Here is a 21,146-nt window from a genome sequence, read left to right as displayed (position 1 = left end):
AGCGCTCTGGACGGTCGTAAGCGGGCTCCGTTATTGGAAAAACAGACAAGTCCTCACCTTAGATTTCCCTTGATACCTAGCCTTAGGTTCAATGGGCACCGATGAAGTTAACAGGTCGGTGCAGAGGGACCGTTTTGGATTTAATCTTGATTCTCCCCAACGACACCATTGTCTGCGTCTGTGGGAAGTCCTGCACCAAGAATAGTCCAGGCAGTCCAGTAGGCCTCCGTGGGAGAGACGGTCAAACCAGGGATAGCTGTATATCTAATGACATCGCCTCCGGGGTTTGCGGTTGAGCCTACCTTGGTTACAACAGTAGCTAATCCAAGCATTTCTGCTGCGTCTATAAACCGGAAGTATTTTGTCCATCTCTCAGGGGATGACTCCTTTGATGTTTCAATTGACACGCCACTTTCTCCTTCTTTTAAAACCCCTGCCTCTGCGAGAGCAGCCCGTACTTTCTCGACACCAAACCGCTCAACTAAATTCACTAAATTAGCGTAGGATACTTCTTCAACTTCACCCTCAACATCTCCTCTATCCACGGCCCCCGCTTCTAAGCCGTCAACCGGTACCGAATCACCCTCCTCAACAAGGCCATCGCAGTCGTCATTTGGTCTAGAAGTGCTCATATGCAAGGAAGGTTTAAAGAGTTAGAGTATGAACCTTATTTCTACTTTTGTCAAGTCCATTGCGCACGCAAAATCAATGGTGGAGATGGCGGGAAGACGCTCACTGCGTTCGCTAAACGGTCGCTTCGCTCCCTCACGAACCCATCCTTCGGAGGTTCTCCCTCGCCAGTCTGCTACGCAGACATCGTAAAAAGCGCCAGCCACAAGGGCCGTCGTTTTTCCGAATTCTCTGGTGGAGATGGCGGGAATCGAACCCGCGTCCAAAAAGGAAGTGCGAAACCGTTTACTTTCATAGTCCACTTTGTCTACGGCAGCGGTATAAAAGGTGGACAAAAGCACCGCTGTCGTGTCTTCAAAGTTTCAGTACGCCCCCGGAACACAAGCAGGAGTTTCCCTAAGCCTCGATTATTACACCCATTTCATCCACAAGGCGTCGATGAGTGAGCGGAACCGTACTTAATGACGGTTCAAGATCAACTACGCAGCGAGTGCCAAAGCACGGGCTGGTTGAAACGCAGAACGAGCAAGTCGTAGAGCGTCTTCGCGGATGATCTCTGCAGTGGTTTTAGCACTTAATTTGCTTGGACGGGTTAAGGTGGGACCAAGCAACCACCTGAAAGCAGGCAACGGACTTCTAATCTTTCTGTCAAAGCCTGTACATCCCCACAATTTCAAAGAGCTGGGTTATTATAACAGATTCCTTGCCCTGAACAAGCCCTTGCTGGGCACAAACTTTTGTGTTAAAATGTAAAGATTTCATAACACAAAAACACATGTCTATTGAATCCTCCCGCGACAACGGCCCCGAACAAAGCACTCCCGATAAAGCCAAAGCGCTCCTCGGTCGTCTTGAAAAAGGCGAGGCCGTCCAACTCTACAATGCTATGTCAAAACTAGGAGACGATCCTAGCTTTGTGGGGCGTATTAACTTCATAAAACGAAATCCTTCCTTCATTGATGGCTTTAATAAGAACAAGCCTGCGAACATGGCTGCGCTCAGCACTACTAAAGATGCCTACGGCTACAAAGGAACGGCTGAACAAAATGCAATTTTTTTCAAGACCTATCTGGAGCTTAAGGCTGCCGGGCTAGACAAAAAAGGTGAGGTAAAAGAAACTCAGCCAGCAGAAACCGAGACAGACCCGCATATGCCAGGGACTGACCCCGCAGATTTGGATGCTTACTTAGCCTTCCTACCTAAACCAGAGGACTTGAACACCGGTGAAGTATATTTTGGTGGGGCCCATCCCAACCAAAGCACACCCAAAAGCCCTGGTTTCTTCAGAACAGGCGGAAGAAGGGATGTGATCCAGAATGTGCGCAACGAATTTGGGACCAACACACAGGTTGAATACACTTCCGAACGAAGCGCACCCGATGCCAAAACTGTGTCTCAAGAGCTTCCTACGTCAGACGCCCCCAGGGGCGCCGTTGATCTTGCCTCAGTAGCCCCCAATGAAAGAGCCGCGACCGTCGCAAAAGAATTGGCTAGGGAGGCGGGTGACTTGAATTACCTTCTCGAGGCTTACCCTATGGCCCTGAGCGCTGCTTCCACAACTATCCTGGAAGGATTGGGCTCCAACCCCTACGACAAGCTGGCCCAAACTAAATCGGCAAGGCTGGAGAATGGAGCTGTCATCTTAACACAAGCAGACGGAACCCATCTCACCACCTCTCTCTTCACCGACGACGCCTTCCACCCCAAAGACATCCGTGGAACCGCGGAAGAAATTGCCGCCAAGGAAGAGGCCACGGCAAATGGTCTTATTGCCAGCGCGAACCGTCCCAAGGATGAGCTCAATCCCGACCTCTTCAACGATGACGAGGAATTCTTATTTGACGACTCAAAAAAGGCGTCCTAAGTCCATGCTTTTCACTGCTCGCCCTTTACCTCGTCACCACCTTGAAAGAAAGGCCGTTTTGTGGTAGAATTACGAGATAAAACAAACCCGTATGGCAACCTCCACCGACCGTGTCGAAGCGCTTGTGGTGAAAAACCTTCTCCTGAGCAAAGCACAAAAGGATCTGCTTCTGAGCGAGCTCAAAGGCATGGACGACTTTGAGAAAACGGCGCTGATTTTAGTTTTAGAAAAAAATGAGGCCTCACTTAAAGCCCATCTGAAAGAAGCGGCCAGCCCCTCTTCCATGAAAAGTGTGCTGAAAAAGTGGGGTGTTTTGAAACGAAAAACAACTCGTACCGTCCACGAGTCTTTACACAAACAAGAAGTCAACGAAGCAGAGTCAGATCTAACGAAAAGCCTCTCATGATAAATTCGGAAAACTCCATCAACAAGCAGCAGGAGCGGGTCCAAAAAACCATTGAGGCCTCAGACAAACCCATCCTGGATGATGCTCAAGAAAAAGACCGGGCTCTGACCCTATTTATTGAGGGGGTGGACCGTTTCCAAGAAACTCTCAAAAACCAAGTGGCAGAGCCTGCCCTACAAGAGGCGTTTTCACAAAACATTCTTGGTCTGCTCAAAGAGGCCTCCTCGCCAGAAGAGATTAGCCGGCTGCAAGCGGACCTCAGCCAAACCCTCGAAACCCTCTCTACCTCCATCGCCGCTTACCGTGAATGGAAAAAGGGAAAGTACCCTGTCGAAAATGGGGACAACCTGTCTCTGATTGTTGAACGAGAGCTTGGCATACCATGGAAAGAAGATCCAAGAAAACACTTCGCCATCATTCAGAAACTTCAGGCCGAGCGCACTCAAACGGGAACCACCCCTTTTATTGATGAAAATGGTGAGTTTTCTTTAAAAACAACCCAAGCACGGCCTGATCAACTGGAAATCGGCGAACACTTAAACCTCGCAGCGGCAGAAACTACCGCCATCCCAAGCGTAGAGGCAATCCGTTGGTATGCCGCGGTCGAACCTAAGTACGCAAAAGCCCTTAACGCTGTTGCCGAGGAGCTGGACACAGAGGTCGCCATGCAGACTGACGATCAGATCAAAGAAGATTTAAGCGATGCCTCTATTGCCAATGGAGAGCTAAGGGCAAGCTATATTCAGACCCTGGTTGAAAAAAGGCTCGCCACCGAACAAAACGAGGAGGCCGGCCGTAAGCTCGCCCTGGACGAAGACTTTGAAGACGGTTTTGTTCTGGATCCCACCGCCCACGGGACCGTCGCTTTTCTGGAAAAAGCGCTCACCGCGGCAAATGCAATGGATATGTGGGACGACCGAGAAAAAGAACAGCAAGCCTTGTCTCAAATCAGCGCAGCCTGCCAAGAAAACTTAGAGGGCCTATCCGCGAGCCTCACGGAGGCTCTGCCAAAAGAAAAAGCCACCGAAGAGTACAAAAAAACGCGCGACAGCTACCTCACAAACAGCAAGCGCTTTGTAGAGCTGAGCGCGAACATCGATGAAACCCTTGAGAATTCCGCCGCGAGAAATATTGAAGCCGCCATGCAAGTGACCCAAACCACTATGCCTCTCATGTCCATCGACGAAGCAATCGGGTGGACACTGGAACTCCATGAAAAAGTAGACAACAACGAGTTCCAAAGTGACGAGCTCAAGCTGGATTATCAAAAGCTCTTCACGGTAATCAAGCAACAACTGGCCGAGAAGCTCACCACCGAAAAAACCGGTGGGGACTACGCTTCCTACGCAAAAAGCTGTGTCGCCGTTGCCAAACTATTCAGTGGAAGGCTGGGCTCTATTGATGATGATCTCCGCGACCCAGGATGGGCGTCTGATTTGGCTCGTGAAGCCGCCAACAGCGAAAAAATCCTGCTGGAGCTCATCAACGAATCCGGCGAGCTGCTTCCTGATAAAGTGGATATCGCCCAAGTGCTTAGCGAAGAAAAAACGGCAGCTCTTACCTGGATTGAAGAGCAAAACAACCCAGACTTAAGCGCAGCAAAAGGGATCCTAACCGCTCCGGTGAACAGCATTGAAGAGCTAGGGGCTTCCACCGCCATTATTTTCCAAATTCAACATTTGCGGGATGGCCAAGCCCTTCCCTCGGATGAAGCCCTCACAAAAACCGTTCAGATTTTTCTCGGTCCATGTCTAGAGGGCGCTCAATCCCAGTTTGAAGAATACCTCGAAAAAAATGCTTCTTCTCCCGAAGAAATTCAAAACAACTTGGGCATTTCCCTGGAACCTTACCAGGTGGAAGGCGTCAACTTGCTCACGGACATCCAAGGCTTCGGTTCCTGGAATGCCAGTGACAAAAGTTGGGCCTACGCAAAAATGGGCACAAAAATAGCAGCGTCTATTGGTGTGGGCGTGGCGGTGGCCATTGGAACGGGTGGGCTGGGCGTAGTGGGTGCCGCCTTGGTGGGCGGAGCCGCCATGACGGCCTCCAACGCGGTGATCAATCAAAAGGGGTTTGAGGATGGCCCTGAAGGTTTCGTGGATGCTTATGGGAAAGAGATGGCCGTAAACACGGTGACCATGGGTGCAGCCCGATACATGGCTGCCGGTCGCGCCGTTTACCAACTTCAACGCTCCGGAGCCATTGGATCCGCAGTCGTACGAAATGGGCGCCTCATGGCCCTCTCTCCCGAAGCCAAACAAATCGTCCGCCTCGCCACGGAAAAAGGTGGCATGCGCGTGCTCTCCTCTCTGGATGACGGCATGGCCCTTGGAAACCGCTTGATTGGCGCAACCATGGAAGGGGGCGCAGATGTTGCCCTGGGCACCACTCTGGACACCATTTTCACCGGAGGAAGTTTTGCGGAAAATCTACAAAACAACGCCATGTTTTTCGGCCTTGGAGTCGGCTTTGAATTCGGAGGCCCAGCCCTTCGTCGTTTCACAAAAGGAGCCGTCGAAGCGGATGATGTCACTCTCAATAATGTCAGCCGCGTAAACAAGCGCGGTGTCCAGCTCCAAAAAGAAATGGCCGCCTTCTGTAAAGAAAACGGCCTAAAGCAAGAGGATTTCCTAAAAATGGTCCGAAATGAAATTCCTCTTCCCGATCATGTAGACGCAAACCGAGCGAAAGCCCTTGTCGACGAGTACGCCAAGCTCCAAGACGAGCTTAAAAAAACTGTAGGTACACTCCTGGAACGGGGCAAAACCGCCGAAGAAAAGGCGCCAACCGAAACAGAAACTCCCCCACTGGTCCTCCGCCCGAAAGAAATCTTGAAAGCCGTCGGTCAAGTTTGTGAAGGCGTCGCAACATGGTTAACAACCGTCGACGAGACCATGGAAAAGATCGTACAAAATTCCTACATTCTCCGCGTCCTGGGCGGGGGAGACATCCTAAGCGAAAAATGGGTTCTGGAGCTTCGTAGTCATATGGATAGTATCGCTTCCCAGCGGCGTCTTCTGCCAAGTATCTCCGACTTAGCTCTTCGTGCTGACCTTAGTGGCCGATTAGAATCAGCCTCCAAAGCGCTCTCAGAGCGCATCCGCAAAGATCACCAACTTTTTCTTCAAAATCAAGACCAGTGTGGACTCCGCTACCCCTGAGTCCGTGCAAAAAAAAGCAGCCGACTTAGACCTCCTCCATTTAAGGACAAAAATCAACGCGGAGGCGGCCCTCTTCAAAAAGCTCTATCCCCTCGGCATAGACTCTAACATTCGACAGGGTCAAATCGGCGTTTGCTACCTCTTGACCGCCATAAATGCCATTCGTAAAACATCGCCTGAAGTGTTCAAACAAATGGTCGCCCAAAATATCAAAGAAGTGGGTCCGGACTTGTGGGAAGTCACCATCCCGGGAGCCAAGCACCCAGGCCCCTATCGAGTAAAACGAACGGGGAGCGACGAATGGACCCCGGCGGGCGTGGTTAGAAGCGCTGAAGCATGGGAGAAATATCATTCAAAAACAAACGCTCCTTTGGGGGACATTATTTTGGAACTCGCTTACGCTTCCTCAAGAAGTATGGAAATACATGACGCACGAGGGGGCACCATATTGAAAGACAAGCAAGGGGGCTACCCTGTGGAAGGGGGCTATGGGGAAGAGGCTGTGGCACATCTACTTGGGAAAGGGCTTGCCTTAAAGCCCATAAGCATTTCGGCTAAGAGCGCTCTGAGTTCCCTGGAATATTCTGCCGACAACCCGGGAAGGCGTATATTGACCGCAGGTACTCCTAGAATACGCGGCGAAATTGTTGTTGAAGGTCACAAATTGGTTGGCCCTCACGCCTATGCGATAATTGCTTACGACAAGGTGCGCCAGTTGGTCACCCTGGAGAACCCCCATGACACATCAAAACCTTTTCAACTTTCAGTGGAGGCCTTTCAAAATAATTTTGAGGTACTCTCCTTTGTCATATTAGCCCCACAGGCCTCACCCCTAAGCCAAACCATTGCGCGTTTAAGAGAGATTCAAAGTGAAATCGTTATGAAGCAGGTTTTGACGGAAAGGCTTTCTGGCGGAGACCTTTTCGCCTTACTTGGGGTAAGAAACGGAGATGTGGCTGGGCTGGGAATGGCCATGCGTTCGCTCGTAGACCTAGAGACAAATCCAACCTTAAGTGCAGTGCTTCTTGATGAATTGCAGCGTTTAGCCCCTGGTTTCAATAGCCTGCTCCCGGCCAGTTTAGAGGCGCATGCTTCCCCTCTCGGCAAAGCGTTGGAAGGCTGGAGAAGTTTGTCCAATGAAACCGCAATAACGGATGCCATTCATCGCGAATTCGCCAATGCAAATGTTTATGACTTATTGGGCGTACAAAGAGGGGATAACCAACAATTAATAGTAGCGATGAGAACTCTCATTCGGTCGGAGGCCAACGATCGCATTAGAGCCGCTCTCTCCGAAGAATTTACCGCAATGGAGAAAAGCGTGGGACTAGTCCTCCGCCCAGCCGCATAACCCTCTTTTATGGATGCTACCTTACCCGAAGTACCGCAAATACTAGACCTCGACCCGTTGGTCTGTTTGTATCTTGACCTCCCTACTCATAACAACATGTCCACGAAAGATGTTTTGACACAAGCCGCAGCTCGTCTCTCGGGGTTCAGCCCTGAAGAAGTCTGGGAACTCCTCAAATACTTGTCAGAATCCGCACCAGCCATTCCGGAGCCGCTTCAAGAAGAGCTCTTAAAACTTCTGCGTACGCCAGACCACAAGATTCGTAGAACGCTGTATCGCATTATAGGGCGGGGGGGTCTCCAATTCAACGGGCTCATTTTAGCGGAGCAGCTGGATTGGGAGTCGGATCCTGTCGCAAAATCTTTGCTGATCGATGCCATTGCTTCCCTTGGACTTAAGGAGGTCCTGCCGCTTTTAAAGCACCATCTAGCTCAAACGCCCTCCCCAGAAGGCTCGGAGCCCTCCGCGATTGCAGTCGTCAGAGGCAGTCTTAAAAATGCCGTCGCCGCGCTCACTTCTCCACCTCGCTTCCGGGCACATTCTTAGCTTTTTTGCCCAGTGCGGCGAGGCTCTTTTTGAGTTCTTCCACCCAGCCCACGCCGAGGTCTTTGAAGCTGATTTTGAGTTTGGTGCCGGAGATGATCCACTTGGAGTTGCATTCCAGCATGGACAAAATGTTTTCCGGCTTCACAAAAGAAGACATGTGCAAAATGATTTGGCGGTCCTCGCTGCTGTGCACATTTTCGGCTTTCACATTAATAACGCGGGCTTTTTTGGCGAGCATCTTGATTTCAAGCACGCGGAACAAGTTGCCCACTTCTTCCGGCATTCTTCCATAATCTTCGGTAAGCTCCGTGCGCAGTTCCGTGAGGTATTCCAAAGTATCGGCGCCCGCCAACTTTTGGTAAACGGAAATCTTTTCTTTGGAGCTCACAATGTATTCATCCGGCACATAGGCGGGCAGCGGAATTTCTATGGTCACCTCGGGGATGCCATTTTCTTCGGCGACCTTTCGTCCCTTCTTGAGGTCATCCACGGCTTGATTGAGCATGCGAATAAAATGCGAAACTCCCACCACCTGAATGGCGCCGCTTTGATTTGCGCCCAAAATATCTCCCGCTCCACGGATCTCCAAATCTTTCATCGCAATTTGGAATCCGGCGCCGAGTTCATTGGCCTCCACAATGGCGCGGAGCCGTTTTTTTGCGTCCAGCGGTAGGCGCTTCATGTGGTACAAAAAGTACGCGTAGGCTTGTTTTCGGCTGCGCCCAACGCGCCCGCGGAGCTGGTACAATTGCGCCAGTCCAAAGCGCTCGGCACTGTTCACAATGAGGGTGTTGGCGTTGGGCAAGTCAATTCCATTTTCAATAATCGTGGAGCTCACTAAAATATCGTACTCCCCATTCTTAAATGCCAAAATTCGCTGCTCCAGGTCGTCTGGGCGGAGTTTTCCGTGCGTAACCACAATCCGAGCCTTTGGGAGCAAGGATCGCAGCTTAGCGGCCATGTCATCGATGGTTTGCACGCGGTTGTGCAAAAAGTAAATTTGCCCGCCCCGTTCAATTTCTTTTTCCACCGTACTTTTAATAAGCCCGAGTGAAAACCGCCGCACCTCGGTAACAATGGGGAGCCGTCCGGGAGGCGGCGTGGTGATGGTGGAAATGTCCCTCAGCCCATGCAAAGAAATGTTGAGCGTTCGTGGAATCGGCGTAGCGGTCATCGTGAGAATGTGCACCTCCTTGCGCAAGTCTTTAAGCGCCTCTTTTTGCTTCACTCCAAAGCGCTGTTCCTCATCAATAATCACGAGCCCGAGGTCTTTAAATTTGATGTCGCCTTGAAGCAATCGATGCGTCCCAATAATAATATCAATCTCTCCCTTCTCCAGCGCGCGGAGAATTTTCTTTTGTTCGGCGGGCGAGCGAAAGCGGCTCAACATCTCGATGCGGACATCAAATCCCTCCATTCGTTTCTTAAAGTTTTTGTAGTGCTGGTCCACAAGAATGGTGATCGGCGCCAAAACCGCAACCTGCTTCCCCCCTTCAACCGCCTTAAACGCGGCCCGCATAGAAACTTCCGTTTTCCCAAACCCAACATCCCCACACACCAGTCGATCCATGGGCTTCTTCCCTTCCATGTCTCGCTTCACATCCAAAATGGCACGCGTCTGTCCGGGCGTTTCCTCATACTCAAAATTCTTCTCGAACTGAATCATCCGTTGAGTGTCCCCACTAAAAACAAAGCCGCGAGCGCTTTCCCGTTCGGCGTAAAGTTCCAGCAGTTCTTGTGCGATTTTCTCGGTTTCTTTGCGTACTCGATTTTGGAGCGTACTCCATTCCGCGCTGCCAAGTCGTGTGAGTTTTGGCGGCCGGTCTCCGGACCCGATGAATTTGGAAACCTTGTCCGCCTGATCAATCGGCACAAAAAGCTTGTCGTTTTCGGCGTAGCCAATCTTCAAATACTCACGAGTCACTTGCTCAATGGTGCGCTTATCCAAGCCCAAAAACAGCCCAATTCCATGATCACTGTGCACCACAAAATCTCCGGTTTTGAGTCCGGTTAGAAAGTCGGTGTACACTTTTTGCCGCTCCGGCGCGCGCTTCTCCGTCTCCACAAAATTCCCAATATTTCGATCCGTAATCAGCGTGAGCTTGAGCGCCGGGTTTTGAAAAGCCTCGGGGAAAACATCCTCCTGGCCAATGGGGAAAAGCACCACTTCCGCCCCACCGCGGTAATCTCCATTACTGTAATTCCTGCACGCTATCCCCTTTTCTTCAAACAGCTTGTGGTACTGCTCGGGATGTTTGGTGAACAAAAAGACCGTCCACTCTTGCATGATTTTTTCTCGCAGATCGGCGATGAAGTCGAGCGGATTATAATATTTAAGAACCGAAAGATAATGAAGGTGGTGGTGGTACGGGGTCTCCTCCATAAAGGATCGGAACTCGATGTATCTGGATTCCGAATTCCTTTCCGCCATCGCCGCTTCAAAGGCCTCCGTTTCACTGTCCGGAAATTCCACTTCGTCGTCCAAAACCAAAGACCCCCGTCCAAAAGTGCTGAGCAGCTTGCTGCTGCCGTCCGGAATGTCGATGGGGTAAATTTCCACCGAAGAAATCTCAGAAATGGCTTCTTTTTTATTCTGGTCGAAGAGGGTTATTTTCTCCACCTCATCAAAGGCGAGCTCAATGCGCAGCGGCAGCTCACTGTTCACCGGCCAAATGGTGAGCAAATCTCCGTGCCGAAAATACTCCCCTTTTTCCACAAAAGAGTCATCGGCAACCTCATAACCAAGTTCTATCAAAGATTCAAAAAAGTCCATGCTGTCGATTTCATCTCGCTGAGAAAGTTTTAAAACGCTTTTCTCTATTTCATTAAGGTTGGGGTATGTGGGGAAAAGGTCCTTGTATTGAATGATGTAAAATCGGGCCGCCTCTTTTTGAAGAGTAAAACTCAAAAACTCCATTTTCTTGACCTTGTTCTTCCGTTCCACCTCTCTATTTCTTGTTGGATTTTCTTCGAGATTAAGGTCATAAACCGGAACCTCACTCCACAAAGAAAGGGCACGAATAATATTCTCTTTGTGGTTTTGATCACTGCAAATCCAAAGCACTTTATTGATGTCTTTGAGCTCTCTTAAAACATCCGAAACTAAAAAAGCCTTTGAGGAATAATTCCCGCTCCCTGAAAGTGAGGAATAACCCTGGTCTTTAAATTGCTCAATGACCTTCAGGTTTTGACCGGAAGGAAAAAGCTTGATCAAATGTCTACATTCTTTCACTGGACTCAAAAAGGTTGGCACCCGTTAAATTTTGAGGGGCATAATGATATGCAAATACCCGCTCGCTTGGGCAGGCGTCACCATAACAGGAGAAAGTCCGTCGTTCAAGCTGAAATGAACTTTTTCATCTTTTATGTGAGCCAAAACATCCAAGAGGTATTGAACATTGAGTGCGGTTTCAACGGTTTCTACGCTCCCACCCTGTACTGGAATTTCACAGGCCCCTTGTCCAACTTGAGTTTCATCACTAAACACGAGTAATTTATCTTTTTCGGTACGAATTTTAACATTGTTGTTGTTTTCTCGTACAATCACGGAAAGTTTTTTGAGGGCTAGAATAAAGTCTTCCTTGGAGAGTGTGAGTTCCGTTTTAATTTCTTTTGGAATGATTCGCTCATAATCTGGAAAAGTACCGTCGATCAACCTGGAAATGATTTCCACACCGCCCACTTTAAATAAAATCTGCCCCTTTCCTATTCGAACTTCAAAACTCTTTTCATTCGTGCTTTCCAAAATCTTTAAGAGTTCTTGCGCGGTCTTTGAGGGGATTATAAAAGAAAGTTCTTCGTCATTTTCAGGAACTTCCACTGTTTTTTCACCCAGTCGATAACTGTCTGTGGCCACTAGTTTTAAAACTTTTGCCTCGAGTTTCCAGTAAAGTCCGGTGAGTACGGGCCGAGAAACATTTGTGGATGCTGCGAAAACAACCTGTTCAATCGCTTCTTTAAGGGGTTCCACTAAAAGTGTAAATACTTTTGGGTTTTCGAGTTTGGGTAGTAAAGGAAATTCTTCGCTCGAGATTCCCTTCATCTTACTTTCGGATCCATCGGTACGAATAACCAGCGTATTTCCATTTAAAACGCCCATTTCCACGGTATTTTCCTCAAGTAAACTCGCGTACGCACTAAAAACTTTCGCAGGAACAGTCAGCGTTCCTTCGTTTTGAACATCTGCATCAAAAGATGCACTGATTGCAATTTCCAAATTGGTGGCACAAAGAAAAAGTTTTCGCCCCTCCGCTTTAATTAAAATATTATTAAGCACGGGAAGGGTGTTGTTTGGGCTCACCGCTCTATTCACCAAAGAAAGAGCAAGAGCAAGGTCGGCTTGGGAACAAGTGAGTTTCATATAGATTGGGAAATCGAACTCATACAATCAAATTTTATCCACTCTGTCCATAAGCAATTTTCTAAACAAAAGTAATATATATAAAATTGTAGTTATAAATAGTAAGGTATTGCCAAAACACCCAAAATTAAGGCCCAATACGCATATTTCTTGTCGTTTAGACAAAAAACCCTGAGGTTAAAAAAACAAGAAAGTGCAAAACTTTAACCTCAAAAGTAGTAAATTTGTGCAAAACTCGTGTAAAAAGAGTGGAAACAGTGGACAAGTTCGGCATAAAACAAGAAAAAGAACAAAAACACGAAAACAAAAAACCAAAACCCGCAAGCAAAAAACAATGTTTTGAACAACGGTTCGTTCAAAACCGCTCAAGCGGTATCAAACCACTTTTGAACAATTGCACAGTCTTTTACACAAAGACCACGACAGGGAGAATCAGGGGCCGCTTGTTGAACTTTTGCACAACAAACCCGGCCAAGTCACTCCGGATCACATTTTCATAGTCCCGGAGGCCAGGATTTTTATTCCTTTTCTGCAGTTTTAAAATACTGTCCCGCACCTTTTTATCCATTTCTTTGAGACTTTTATCCATATCTTTCCCGGCCAAAAACCCTCGTAGCAAGAGGAGTGGCGAACCCAGCACTCGTCCATGGCTCATCTTAACCGTAACGCTCACAACGCCATTTTCCGCCATGGTTTCCCGTTCTTTAAGAACCTGAGACCCCAGGTCTCCACGGCCAAGGCCGTCCACCACAACATAACGCACCTTAATATCTTCTTTTTTGAAGTCCACCTTGCCATCCTTAATTTCAATCACATTCCCGTTGTCGAGCATGTGGGTGTTGCCAATAGGGATACCCACCGCGGGGGCTAAATCTCCGTGAGCACGGCGCATGTAAAAGTTCCCATGGATCGGCACCAAATGTTCGGGCCTCGCAAGGCTCATCATCAGCTTCAAATCCTCCTGCTGGCCGTGTCCGGAGGCATGCACATCCGCAATTTGATTGTGAATCACCTTGGCCCCGAGTCGGGCCAAACGATCGATCAAAAACTGGATCTGGCGCTCATTCCCGGGGATGGGAGAAGAAGACATCACAACCGTATCTCCATCATGAATTTTCACCTGAGCGTGGGCATTGGTGGCCATGCGGGAGAGCGCGGCCATCGGCTCGCCCTGCCCACCGGTACTGAGGATCAAAACTTCGCGATCCCCGTAATGGGTCACCTCGCGAATACTGTGCACCAGTTTGTCATCAAACTTCAAAAAGCCGAGCTTCTTGGCAATCTCAAAGTTGGCCTCCAAACTTCCCCCGGACAAAAACACTTTTCGTCCATGCCGTTGGGCAAACTGCAAAATTTGTTGAATACGACCGATGAGGGAAGCAAAAGACGCGATCACAATGCGGCCCTTGGCGTTGACAATGGCGTGCTCCAAGCCCTCGGCAATCATCCGTTCCGAAATCGTGTGCCCCGGCTTCAAAGCCGCCGTGCTGTCGGAGAACAAAATATTCACGCCGCGCCGCCCAATTTCACCAATCTTTTTAATGTCCGCCTCAAGCCCGTCGGCAGGAGTGAAGTCAAACTTAAAGTCGCCCGTGTGCACAATATTCCCCGCCGGACTCTTAAGGTAAATCCCCATGGCATCTGGAATGGAGTGGTTCACGCGGAAAAACTCCGCCTGCATTTGGCCCAGTTGGTAGCTTTGCTTGTTGTCCACCACCTTAAAACGAGTGTGTTTGAGCAGCTTGTGCTCCTCCAGTTGTTTCTGCACCAAGCCCAAAGAGAGCGGAGACCCGTAAACCGTCGGAAAGCCCAGTTCAGGCAAAACATACGGCAGCGCCCCAATGTGATCCAAATGTCCGTGAGTGATCAAAATGCCGCGGATCCGGTCCTTCCTTTGCACCAAGTACTCGATGTCCGGAATAATGTAATCCACCCCAAAAAGTTCATCTTCGGGGAACTGAAAACCCATGTCCACCACCACAATGTCGTGCTCGTATTCAAAAATCATGGCATTTTTCCCCACCTCTTCCAGCCCCCCAATGGGGATGGCCCGCAGGACCTTGGGATGAGTCGAAGGACCGCGAGTCTTTTTAAGAACCGCCGGCGCAGGAGCTTGAGCGCTTGGCACATGCGAAACCAGCGGAGCTTTGGTCCCGCCTTGTACGGCATCCTTCAGCCATTCAGACAATTTGTCGAGTTTATTCATTCGGATTTTTTCAACAGAGATATTCTAGCAAGCCCACCCCCCAAAGTCCAAATGCAGCCCCTTGACATCTGCATGAAAGAGTGTTAAAGTAAACCCCAGTCTTAACATTGATACCATGAACAATCTCTTAAAAATTGGTCTGCCGGTGGCGGCACTGGGGCTCGGCGCCCTTACCCTCGAAGGCTGTGGACATGTCGATGTGACAGCGGAGAGAGGTGAAAACGCCGTTAGGGCAAAGGAACTTTATGAGGACGGTTTTGTGGATATCACCACTCCGTCCGGGAAAGCTCGTGCAACAGTCGACGAGTGTACAGATCGAGAAAAAAACGCAATTGAGCAAGCACTTCAGCTGGGGCGGGAGATGGGCTTTGTTGCCACCGATTCAGAGCAGGAGTTCCGCTGCGCGCGAGAAGCGGTAGGTACGGCCGGGAAGCCGGTTCTGGGCTACACGGACATTGGGACGCCGGAATCCAGCTGGTGGAAGTTTTGGGAGGAGCCCGAAGCGCCCGGGGACGCCGCCGTCGTGGCCCCAGCCTTTTTCCGGGAGGACCCCTGTGAGCAGGCCGCCGGCGCTTTCATCCTCACTGAATGTGCAAGGGGAATAAATGCCACCTGCTCCACCTACACCGGAAAAGATACAAGACCGAGCGGAGTCGTAGGCCTAGGCGCCAAGGACATCAAATCCGAATGCGAAGACAGGAGATAATCCAAATCTAAGCCAATTTCTCTGAAGCCTTCTTCTTAAACTCTTCAGGGATAGCCCCAAAGAGATAAAGGAGGCCGCCGTAGAGGGCGGCGCCGCCCACGGCGAGCACCAAAACATTGAGATTCTGAAGGCCCCACAGATTGTAAGTGGGGTCTTTGAGTGCATATACGGCGCCGCCCATAAGCAGCCCGGCGAGCGCAATTTTGAAGAGCCCCACAAGGTCGAAGCGGTAATGGATGTACCTTCGCGCCACCAGATACGAAAGCGCCAAAATAAAGAGCTCCACCCCCACGCTCGAAAGTGCCGCACCGCGGAAGCCAAGCCGCGGAATAAGGTAAAGATTCACCACAATGTTCAGGGCCGCGGCGCTCCCGTTGATCCACAACAAGTGGTTTTGCTTCCCCAACGAAATCAGGGAGTAGTTAAAGGTGCTGTTCAAAAAGGAAAAGAACATGGCCAGCGCCAAAATCCGCAGCGCGTAGTCGGACCCATAAATCCCCTTATCCAGCTGGCTCAAAAATTCCGGCTGAGTGATGAGAAAAATAATGGGATACGCCAACAGGTAAAGCCCCACAGCCATGGGAAATCCCGTCATAAATAAAAAGTTAAACGCCAGCTGCACAATCCGTTCCACCTTCGTGCCCCCTTCCCGCACCGCCTTGGAGAGCACCGGCAAAACACTGTTCATAAAGTAAACCGGAATCACATTCAAAATCTCCAAAATCCGCATGGCAGGCCCCAAGTACCCAAGCTCCTTTGGCCCTTCCATAAATAAAAGCATCAAACTGCTCACGCGAAAATACACCATGTTTAAAATAAGAGCGGTTCCGTACGGGGCCGCCGTAATGGCCACTTCTTTCCAGTATTCCCGCGTAAACTGCGGACGAATCCGCTGCACCTTGAGCGCAAAATAAAAAGTATATAAAAACGAAAGCAAATTCCCCACCACCCCCGCAATCATCAGTTGATTAAAAGCTGCTTGGCTTGGCTCATCTGCAAAAAAGTAAAAGATCACCGCCGCCATCCAAGCCAAAGAAACCGCCTTCCCCAACACCAGACCCCAAGTGGCGTGTTGCATGCGGAGCTCCACCTGCAGCACGCTGGAAACCGTACCGTGCATGATCGCCAGAAAAACCGACAAAGACGCCACAGCCACGCCCACCGGAATAAAAGTGTCCTGGTAGGCCGGAATCAGAAACGCCGCCACCGTCGCCAAGGACATCATCACCACGCCCAGCGTCATACGCATGCCCAAAATATTGTTGGCAATAAAGGTTTTGTCCCGCTCCCCCTTGCTCATCTCCCGCACCGCAATCGTGAACAACCCCAAATCCGCCGCAACCCCAAAAAACGCCAAAAACTCATAAACCGCCGTGTACTGCCCATACCCCTCCACACTCAAAAAGTGCGAAATAATCTTCAAAATCACAATGCTCAGCCCCGCCATAATAGCCCGTCCAAACACCTGAATCGCCGTATTGCTGAGAATTTTCTTTGCGGTAGACATCCCCGCCATTCTAATGCGCAAGCTTCGGTAAAACAACTAGCGCAGCACTAAGAAGCAGGCAGCGCTTGTGCGGAGGACTGGCCAGGTGCTAAAGTGCAGCACTATAAAAAATTTTTATGGAGATTCCCCACACCAAAGAATCACTCGAGAGCCCCAGAGCCAGATTGATAAAGGAAATAATGAAAGCTGAAGAGAATTGCCAAAGAGAAGGAAGTCATTACATATTCAGTCTTCCGTCTGGAGAAAGCTTAACGGCAGCTCAACTCAAGGCCGAGGTTGGAGGGGCCACTGACCTGGGAAACCAGGTTCTCCAGATGTTCTTGGACGCCGAGCAGCGACCAGGCTGTACTAACCTACGAGCCCAAGCCAACACCGTAAGACACGCCATTGCAGAGTCCATCGAACGAATCCGCGAAATATTGAAGGGGGTAGTACAGGGTGATCCAGAGTTCCCGCGCTGGGGAGGGTGCGACAATTGACGCATTTTGTACAAATTGTTACAATTGTACCAACCTACAATAAATCATGAGACATTACACGACCACAGAAGCGCGAAAGCATTTGAGCGAAATCGTCAGCCAGGTGAGATACCAAAAAATCATCATCTCCATCGGTCGCCGTGAAGAAGAAGAGGTGCTCGTGGTTCCGCGAATCACCCTCAACGAAGCACTCCCAATAACAGAGATGAACGCTCAGTCCACAAGCTTTCAGTTCCTTGAAGACGAGCCCGACATTTATTCCATGAAAGATCTCAAAAAACGATATGTTTAAATTCGGAGCCATCGTTCTGGTGCCATTCCCTTTTACAGATTTAACTTCGACCAAGGTTCGCCCCGCCCTAATCCTTTCCGATGCGGAAGCGGGGGCAAAAGATATCATTGTGGCCTTCGTCACTTCTCGAGGGAGTGAAGCGGACGCCAAGGGGCATTGGACGCTCAAAACCAACGAGAAATATTTTAAGGAAACAGGGCTGAAAGTGGACTCGACCATTCGTTTCGATAAGCTCGCAACCCTGAGCAAAGGAATTGTTTTGGGCGAATTAGGTCTTCTAAAAAAGGAGGTCCTAAAAAAAGCAAAACCAAAATTTCTTCAAGTATTCGGCTTCTAACTCCCCCATGCAAGAAATCAAAGATAGACTGCTACTGCTCCAAGATGAGGTGAAGAAATCCCTCAAACATTTGGATTTGCCTGCAAAGAAATCCGCGCTCTCCACTCTGGAAGCGGAAATGGCCGCACCCGATTTTTGGAGCGATCAAGCTCATGCGCAAAAAATATCCAAAGAGGCAGGGCTGATCCGTGAAACCATCGGGTCCTGGGAAAAATTGGAGCACGACGCTCAGAATCTTTTGGACCTCACCAGTATGGTGGAGGAGTCCGACAAAGAAACCGTGAATCAGATTGAAAAAGACACCGCTGAAGCCGAAAAGCTGCACGGACACCTGAGCATTGAGCTCTACCTCAGCGGCCCATACGATGCGGAAAACGCCATCCTCTCTTTTCACGCGGGAACCGGGGGCGTGGACGCGCAAGATTTTGCCGAAATGCTCATGCGAATGTATTTACGGTACTGCGAAGCCCGTGGCTGGAAAGCCACTCAACTGGACCTCTCTCCCGCCGAAGAAGCGGGAATCAAAAGCGCCTCTTTTCGAGTAGACGGCGCCTACGCCTACGGCTACCTCAAGCACGAACACGGGGTGCATCGCCTAGTTCGCCTCTCCCCTTTCAACGCCAAGCAAAGCCGCGAAACTTCTTTCGCCATGGTGGAAGTGGTGCCGGATCTGGATGAAGTGGAACTGGAAATAAAGGAAGACGACTTGGAATGGGACTTTTTCCGTGCCGGTGGCGCCGGAGGGCAGAATGTGAACAAAACCAGCACCGCCGCCCGCGTCACCCACCTTCCTTCAGGCCTCAGCGTAGCCTGCCAAACCGAACGCAGTCAGGTTCAAAACCGCGAAAACGCACTCAAAGTGCTCAAAACCAAACTGCTCGCACTGCAAGAACAAAACCATTTGAGCACCATTCAAGAAATCCGCGGCGATCATGTGCAGCATTCCTGGGGCAACCAAATCCGCTCCTATGTTTTGCAGCCGTACCAAATGGTAAAAGACCACCGTACCGATCACGAGACCAGCCAGGTGGACAAAGTTTTGAACGGAGAGCTGGACGAATTCATTGAAGCCAGTCTAAAATCACAGTAATCATGGCTATCCCCGTAGAAAAAGGAACAGACAATACCATTCTTCGCACGGTTTCCACCCCCATCCGCCAGATCACAGCGGACATCCGCAAGTTCGCGGATGAAATGACCAAAACCATGTGGAAAGAAAACGGAGTGGGCATCGCCGCGCCTCAATGCGGGCGCAACATTCGCATGGCCATCGTGCGCCTCAACCCCGGAGAGAAAAACGAAATCATCTTCCCCATCATCAATCCGGAAATTCTTGAGCGATCGGAGGAAACCGAAGAAGGGGAAGAGGGCTGCCTGAGCCTCCCCGGAGTGTGGGGCAAGGTGCTCCGCGCCTCCCGCCTGACCGTTTCCTACAAAAACCTCAAAAACCAAGAACAAACCCTGGTGCTCGAACACTTCAACGCTCGCATCATCCAACATGAGGTGGACCACCTCGACGGCGTCCTCTTCATCGACCGCGCCTTCGAGATTGAAGAGAAAAAACGCGGCAAAAAAAGCACAACAGAACAGATTTAGCGGCGCAAGGCCTTCGCCACACGATAAATCCACCACCAAAGCCGCCGATACACAAAGACCCTGGCCTCGGTGTACTGCACTCGCACCCCGCCAAAGCGAGTTTTAAATTGTGTGACGCCCGAAAGCACATGGCGCTCATCGCCCTCCGGCGCCACCCCCAGAAAATCATAAAGTTTAAGCTCCGCTTTTTTAGCCTCCCGCATCGCGAACCACTGCAACAAGTAGGGCGCCTTTTTTTCTCGATGCGTAGCCCCGGAAGCCCCATAATAATAAGTTGCCACCGAGCCAAAGTGCGTCACCAGCATCCCCGCAACAGCCTCCCCCTCTGCAAAGGCGAGGTAAAAATGAGCACGATCCCCCAAAACCCGTAAAAAATCGGCATAAAAAGCCTCTTCGTGCACAAAAAAAGCATCGCGTTCGGCCGTGCTCATCAACAACGCATAAAAAACAGAAACCTCTTCGGGCCGCCCCCGTCGCACCGTTACCCCCCGTTTCTCCGCCAACTTGATGTTGTAGCGCCCCTTCGGAGTCATTTGAGCGAGTAAATCCGCCTCAGACAGGCTCAAATCCAAAAGCAAAGAATCTTGGGGCAAATAATGCTCAGCAGAAGTCTTTCCCCCAAAAAAAGGCGCTCGCTCGGCGGGATACCCGGGCTCGATCCGCAAAAACACATCCCCATCGGCGCGGGCCAGCGCCTCGGCCGCCCCCTGCAGCAGTTCCCACGCCTCCTCGCTCCCCTCGGCAGGCAGCAAGGGCCCGCGCGGACACCACAGCCAAGTCTTCCCCATGCCCATCACCTGCCGCACCACCATCATGCCGCCGCGCAAATCGTCCCCTTCAAAAACTCCAAAAACAAAAAAAGCCGGGCGACCGGGGATTCGAGTCTGCAGCTCCCCCCACTCAAAGCTCTGCTCAACGGAGCCGTAAGGATGCGCCGCCACCATGGCATTGAACCGCTCTTTGTCCCCAATCTGGAGTTGCCTGATATTCATCCACATTAGTCTAGCAGAAAAAAACAAAGAACGGTAAGCTTGTCTCATTCTTAACTTCCACCCCATGAACGCAAAAATCTTATTTAGCTCATTGGCCGCCCTCTCCATCCTAACAACAGCCTGCTCAGGGCAAGACCTTCAGGGCCGTTGGGGAACAGATTTTTGGGGCATGACGCTCGGAAGTGGAAGCCCCAGTGGAGCTCACGCAGTCTCCACTCTGGATACCGTGATGGAGTTCACCATGGAATTTGAAGAAGACAGCACCATAGCCACAGGAGCGGTGTTTCGTGTGGACTTCATTACAGACGAAAGTTTGGATAGCGCAGGCGTGGGAACTCCGGTAACGCTAAACATGAAAGGACTGAGCGCCTCAGTTGGGACCGCAAAATTCGGCTTAATCGACACCACCCGTTTGAGCGAAGGAGTCGCCCTCATAAAGACAACCACACCACTATCTTTTGAGGCGGGGACCACCGAAATCTTCACAATCGTAGCCGACACAGCAGCGCTTTTGGACGAAGAGGCCGGCGTAGAAGACGCCCTTGTGGTGACTGTGGAGCACAACGGAAGAAAGATCACCGGAAGCACACTCACCTACTAAGCCGCACAAACTCCAAAAGATATTTTGTAATGAATGGTCGCCTCCCTCCGTTCTATACCGCGGAGTAAGCAACCGTAAAGAGAACCCCTAAACGCGGGTTCTTTTTATTTGC

General features: G+C 50.3%; 17 protein-coding genes and 1 other RNA gene. 11 read left to right on the top strand and 7 right to left on the bottom strand.

Features of this window, described 5'->3' with window-relative positions; translation table 25 throughout:
• Positions 1-140: 140 nt before the first annotated feature.
• Together WC777_02325 and ssrA are read right to left on the bottom strand one after the other, a co-directional pair.
• On the bottom strand, positions 141-632 hold the full coding sequence (locus WC777_02325) for a hypothetical protein (GenBank protein ID MFA6024029.1): 492 nt from the start codon (positions 630-632) through the stop codon (positions 141-143).
• A gap of 230 nt (positions 633-862) precedes the next feature.
• Positions 863-1,297: a transfer-messenger RNA gene (gene ssrA, locus WC777_02320) on the bottom strand.
• A gap of 108 nt (positions 1,298-1,405) precedes the next feature.
• Between ssrA and WC777_02315 the strand changes: the two genes are divergently transcribed.
• The 5 genes from WC777_02315 (at position 1,406) to WC777_02295 (ending at position 7,958) form a co-directional block, all read left to right on the top strand.
• Entirely contained in the window at positions 1,406-2,494 is a 1,089-nt protein-coding gene (locus WC777_02315; GenBank protein MFA6024028.1) for a hypothetical protein, read from the top strand.
• Positions 2,495-2,585: 91 nt separating this feature from the next.
• Positions 2,586-2,903 (top strand): hypothetical protein, encoded by a 318-nt coding sequence (locus WC777_02310; protein MFA6024027.1) that lies wholly within the window; start codon positions 2,586-2,588, stop codon positions 2,901-2,903.
• Complete coding sequence (locus WC777_02305; protein MFA6024026.1) at positions 2,897-6,169, top strand: hypothetical protein; 3,273 nt, start codon at positions 2,897-2,899, stop codon at positions 6,167-6,169. Before WC777_02310 ends, WC777_02305 begins: the two co-directional genes overlap by 7 nt.
• Positions 6,066-7,412, top strand: a complete 1,347-nt coding sequence (locus tag WC777_02300) for a hypothetical protein (GenBank protein ID MFA6024025.1) — start codon at positions 6,066-6,068, stop codon at positions 7,410-7,412. Before WC777_02305 ends, WC777_02300 begins: the two co-directional genes overlap by 104 nt.
• Before the next feature lie 9 nt (positions 7,413-7,421).
• Positions 7,422-7,958, top strand: coding sequence for a hypothetical protein (locus tag WC777_02295; GenBank protein ID MFA6024024.1), 537 nt, complete (start codon positions 7,422-7,424; stop codon positions 7,956-7,958).
• Here WC777_02295 and mfd read toward each other — a convergent pair.
• The 3 genes from mfd to WC777_02280 form a co-directional block, all read right to left on the bottom strand.
• Positions 7,903-11,190: a transcription-repair coupling factor gene (gene mfd / locus WC777_02290; GenBank protein MFA6024023.1), complete on the bottom strand. Its 3,288-nt coding sequence runs from the start codon at positions 11,188-11,190 to the stop codon at positions 7,903-7,905. The two genes, WC777_02295 and mfd, sit on opposite strands and share 56 nt — an antisense overlap.
• A gap of 24 nt (positions 11,191-11,214) precedes the next feature.
• Entirely contained in the window at positions 11,215-12,318 is a 1,104-nt protein-coding gene (dnaN, locus tag WC777_02285) for a DNA polymerase III subunit beta (GenBank protein ID MFA6024022.1), read from the bottom strand.
• 406 nt (positions 12,319-12,724) lie between these two features.
• On the bottom strand, positions 12,725-14,524 hold the full coding sequence (locus WC777_02280; GenBank protein ID MFA6024021.1) for a ribonuclease J: 1,800 nt from the start codon (positions 14,522-14,524) through the stop codon (positions 12,725-12,727).
• Between the two features lie 115 nt (positions 14,525-14,639).
• Here WC777_02280 and WC777_02275 point away from each other — a divergent pair, with 115 nt between their 5' ends.
• Complete coding sequence (locus WC777_02275) at positions 14,640-15,230, top strand: hypothetical protein (GenBank protein ID MFA6024020.1); 591 nt, start codon at positions 14,640-14,642, stop codon at positions 15,228-15,230.
• 7 nt (positions 15,231-15,237) lie between these two features.
• Here the strand turns inward: WC777_02275 and WC777_02270 are convergent, their stop codons facing one another.
• Complete coding sequence (locus WC777_02270; GenBank protein MFA6024019.1) at positions 15,238-16,737, bottom strand: flippase; 1,500 nt, start codon at positions 16,735-16,737, stop codon at positions 15,238-15,240.
• A 525-nt stretch (positions 16,738-17,262) separates the two neighbouring features.
• Here WC777_02270 and WC777_02265 point away from each other — a divergent pair.
• The 4 genes from WC777_02265 to def are packed head-to-tail and all read left to right on the top strand — an operon-like array spanning position 17,263 to position 19,441.
• Positions 17,263-17,508, top strand: a complete 246-nt coding sequence (locus tag WC777_02265) for a hypothetical protein (GenBank protein MFA6024018.1) — start codon at positions 17,263-17,265, stop codon at positions 17,506-17,508.
• Positions 17,501-17,845 carry a type II toxin-antitoxin system PemK/MazF family toxin gene (locus tag WC777_02260; GenBank protein MFA6024017.1) on the top strand — a complete coding sequence of 115 codons (345 nt, stop codon included), beginning with the start codon at positions 17,501-17,503 and terminating at the stop codon, positions 17,843-17,845. The genes WC777_02265 and WC777_02260 overlap by 8 nt, the downstream gene beginning before the upstream one ends.
• Before the next feature lie 7 nt (positions 17,846-17,852).
• Complete coding sequence (gene prfB, locus WC777_02255) at positions 17,853-18,935, top strand: peptide chain release factor 2 (GenBank protein ID MFA6024016.1); 1,083 nt, start codon at positions 17,853-17,855, stop codon at positions 18,933-18,935.
• A 2-nt stretch (positions 18,936-18,937) separates the two neighbouring features.
• Complete coding sequence (def, locus tag WC777_02250; protein ID MFA6024015.1) at positions 18,938-19,441, top strand: peptide deformylase; 504 nt, start codon at positions 18,938-18,940, stop codon at positions 19,439-19,441.
• Here the strand turns inward: def and WC777_02245 are convergent.
• Positions 19,438-20,433: a peptidoglycan bridge formation glycyltransferase FemA/FemB family protein gene (locus WC777_02245; protein MFA6024014.1), complete on the bottom strand. Its 996-nt coding sequence runs from the start codon at positions 20,431-20,433 to the stop codon at positions 19,438-19,440. The two genes, def and WC777_02245, sit on opposite strands and share 4 nt — an antisense overlap.
• 64 nt (positions 20,434-20,497) lie before the next feature.
• Here WC777_02245 and WC777_02240 point away from each other — a divergent pair, with 64 nt between their 5' ends.
• Entirely contained in the window at positions 20,498-21,034 is a 537-nt protein-coding gene (locus WC777_02240) for a hypothetical protein (GenBank protein MFA6024013.1), read from the top strand.
• The last annotated feature ends 112 nt before the right edge of the window (positions 21,035-21,146 follow it).

It is taken from the genome of Candidatus Gracilibacteria bacterium (genome assembly GCA_041661045.1).
Taxonomy (GTDB): domain Bacteria; phylum Patescibacteriota; class Gracilibacteria; order UBA1369; family 2-02-FULL-48-14; genus 2-02-FULL-48-14.
This window is presented reverse-complemented; position numbering and strand designations above follow the sequence as displayed.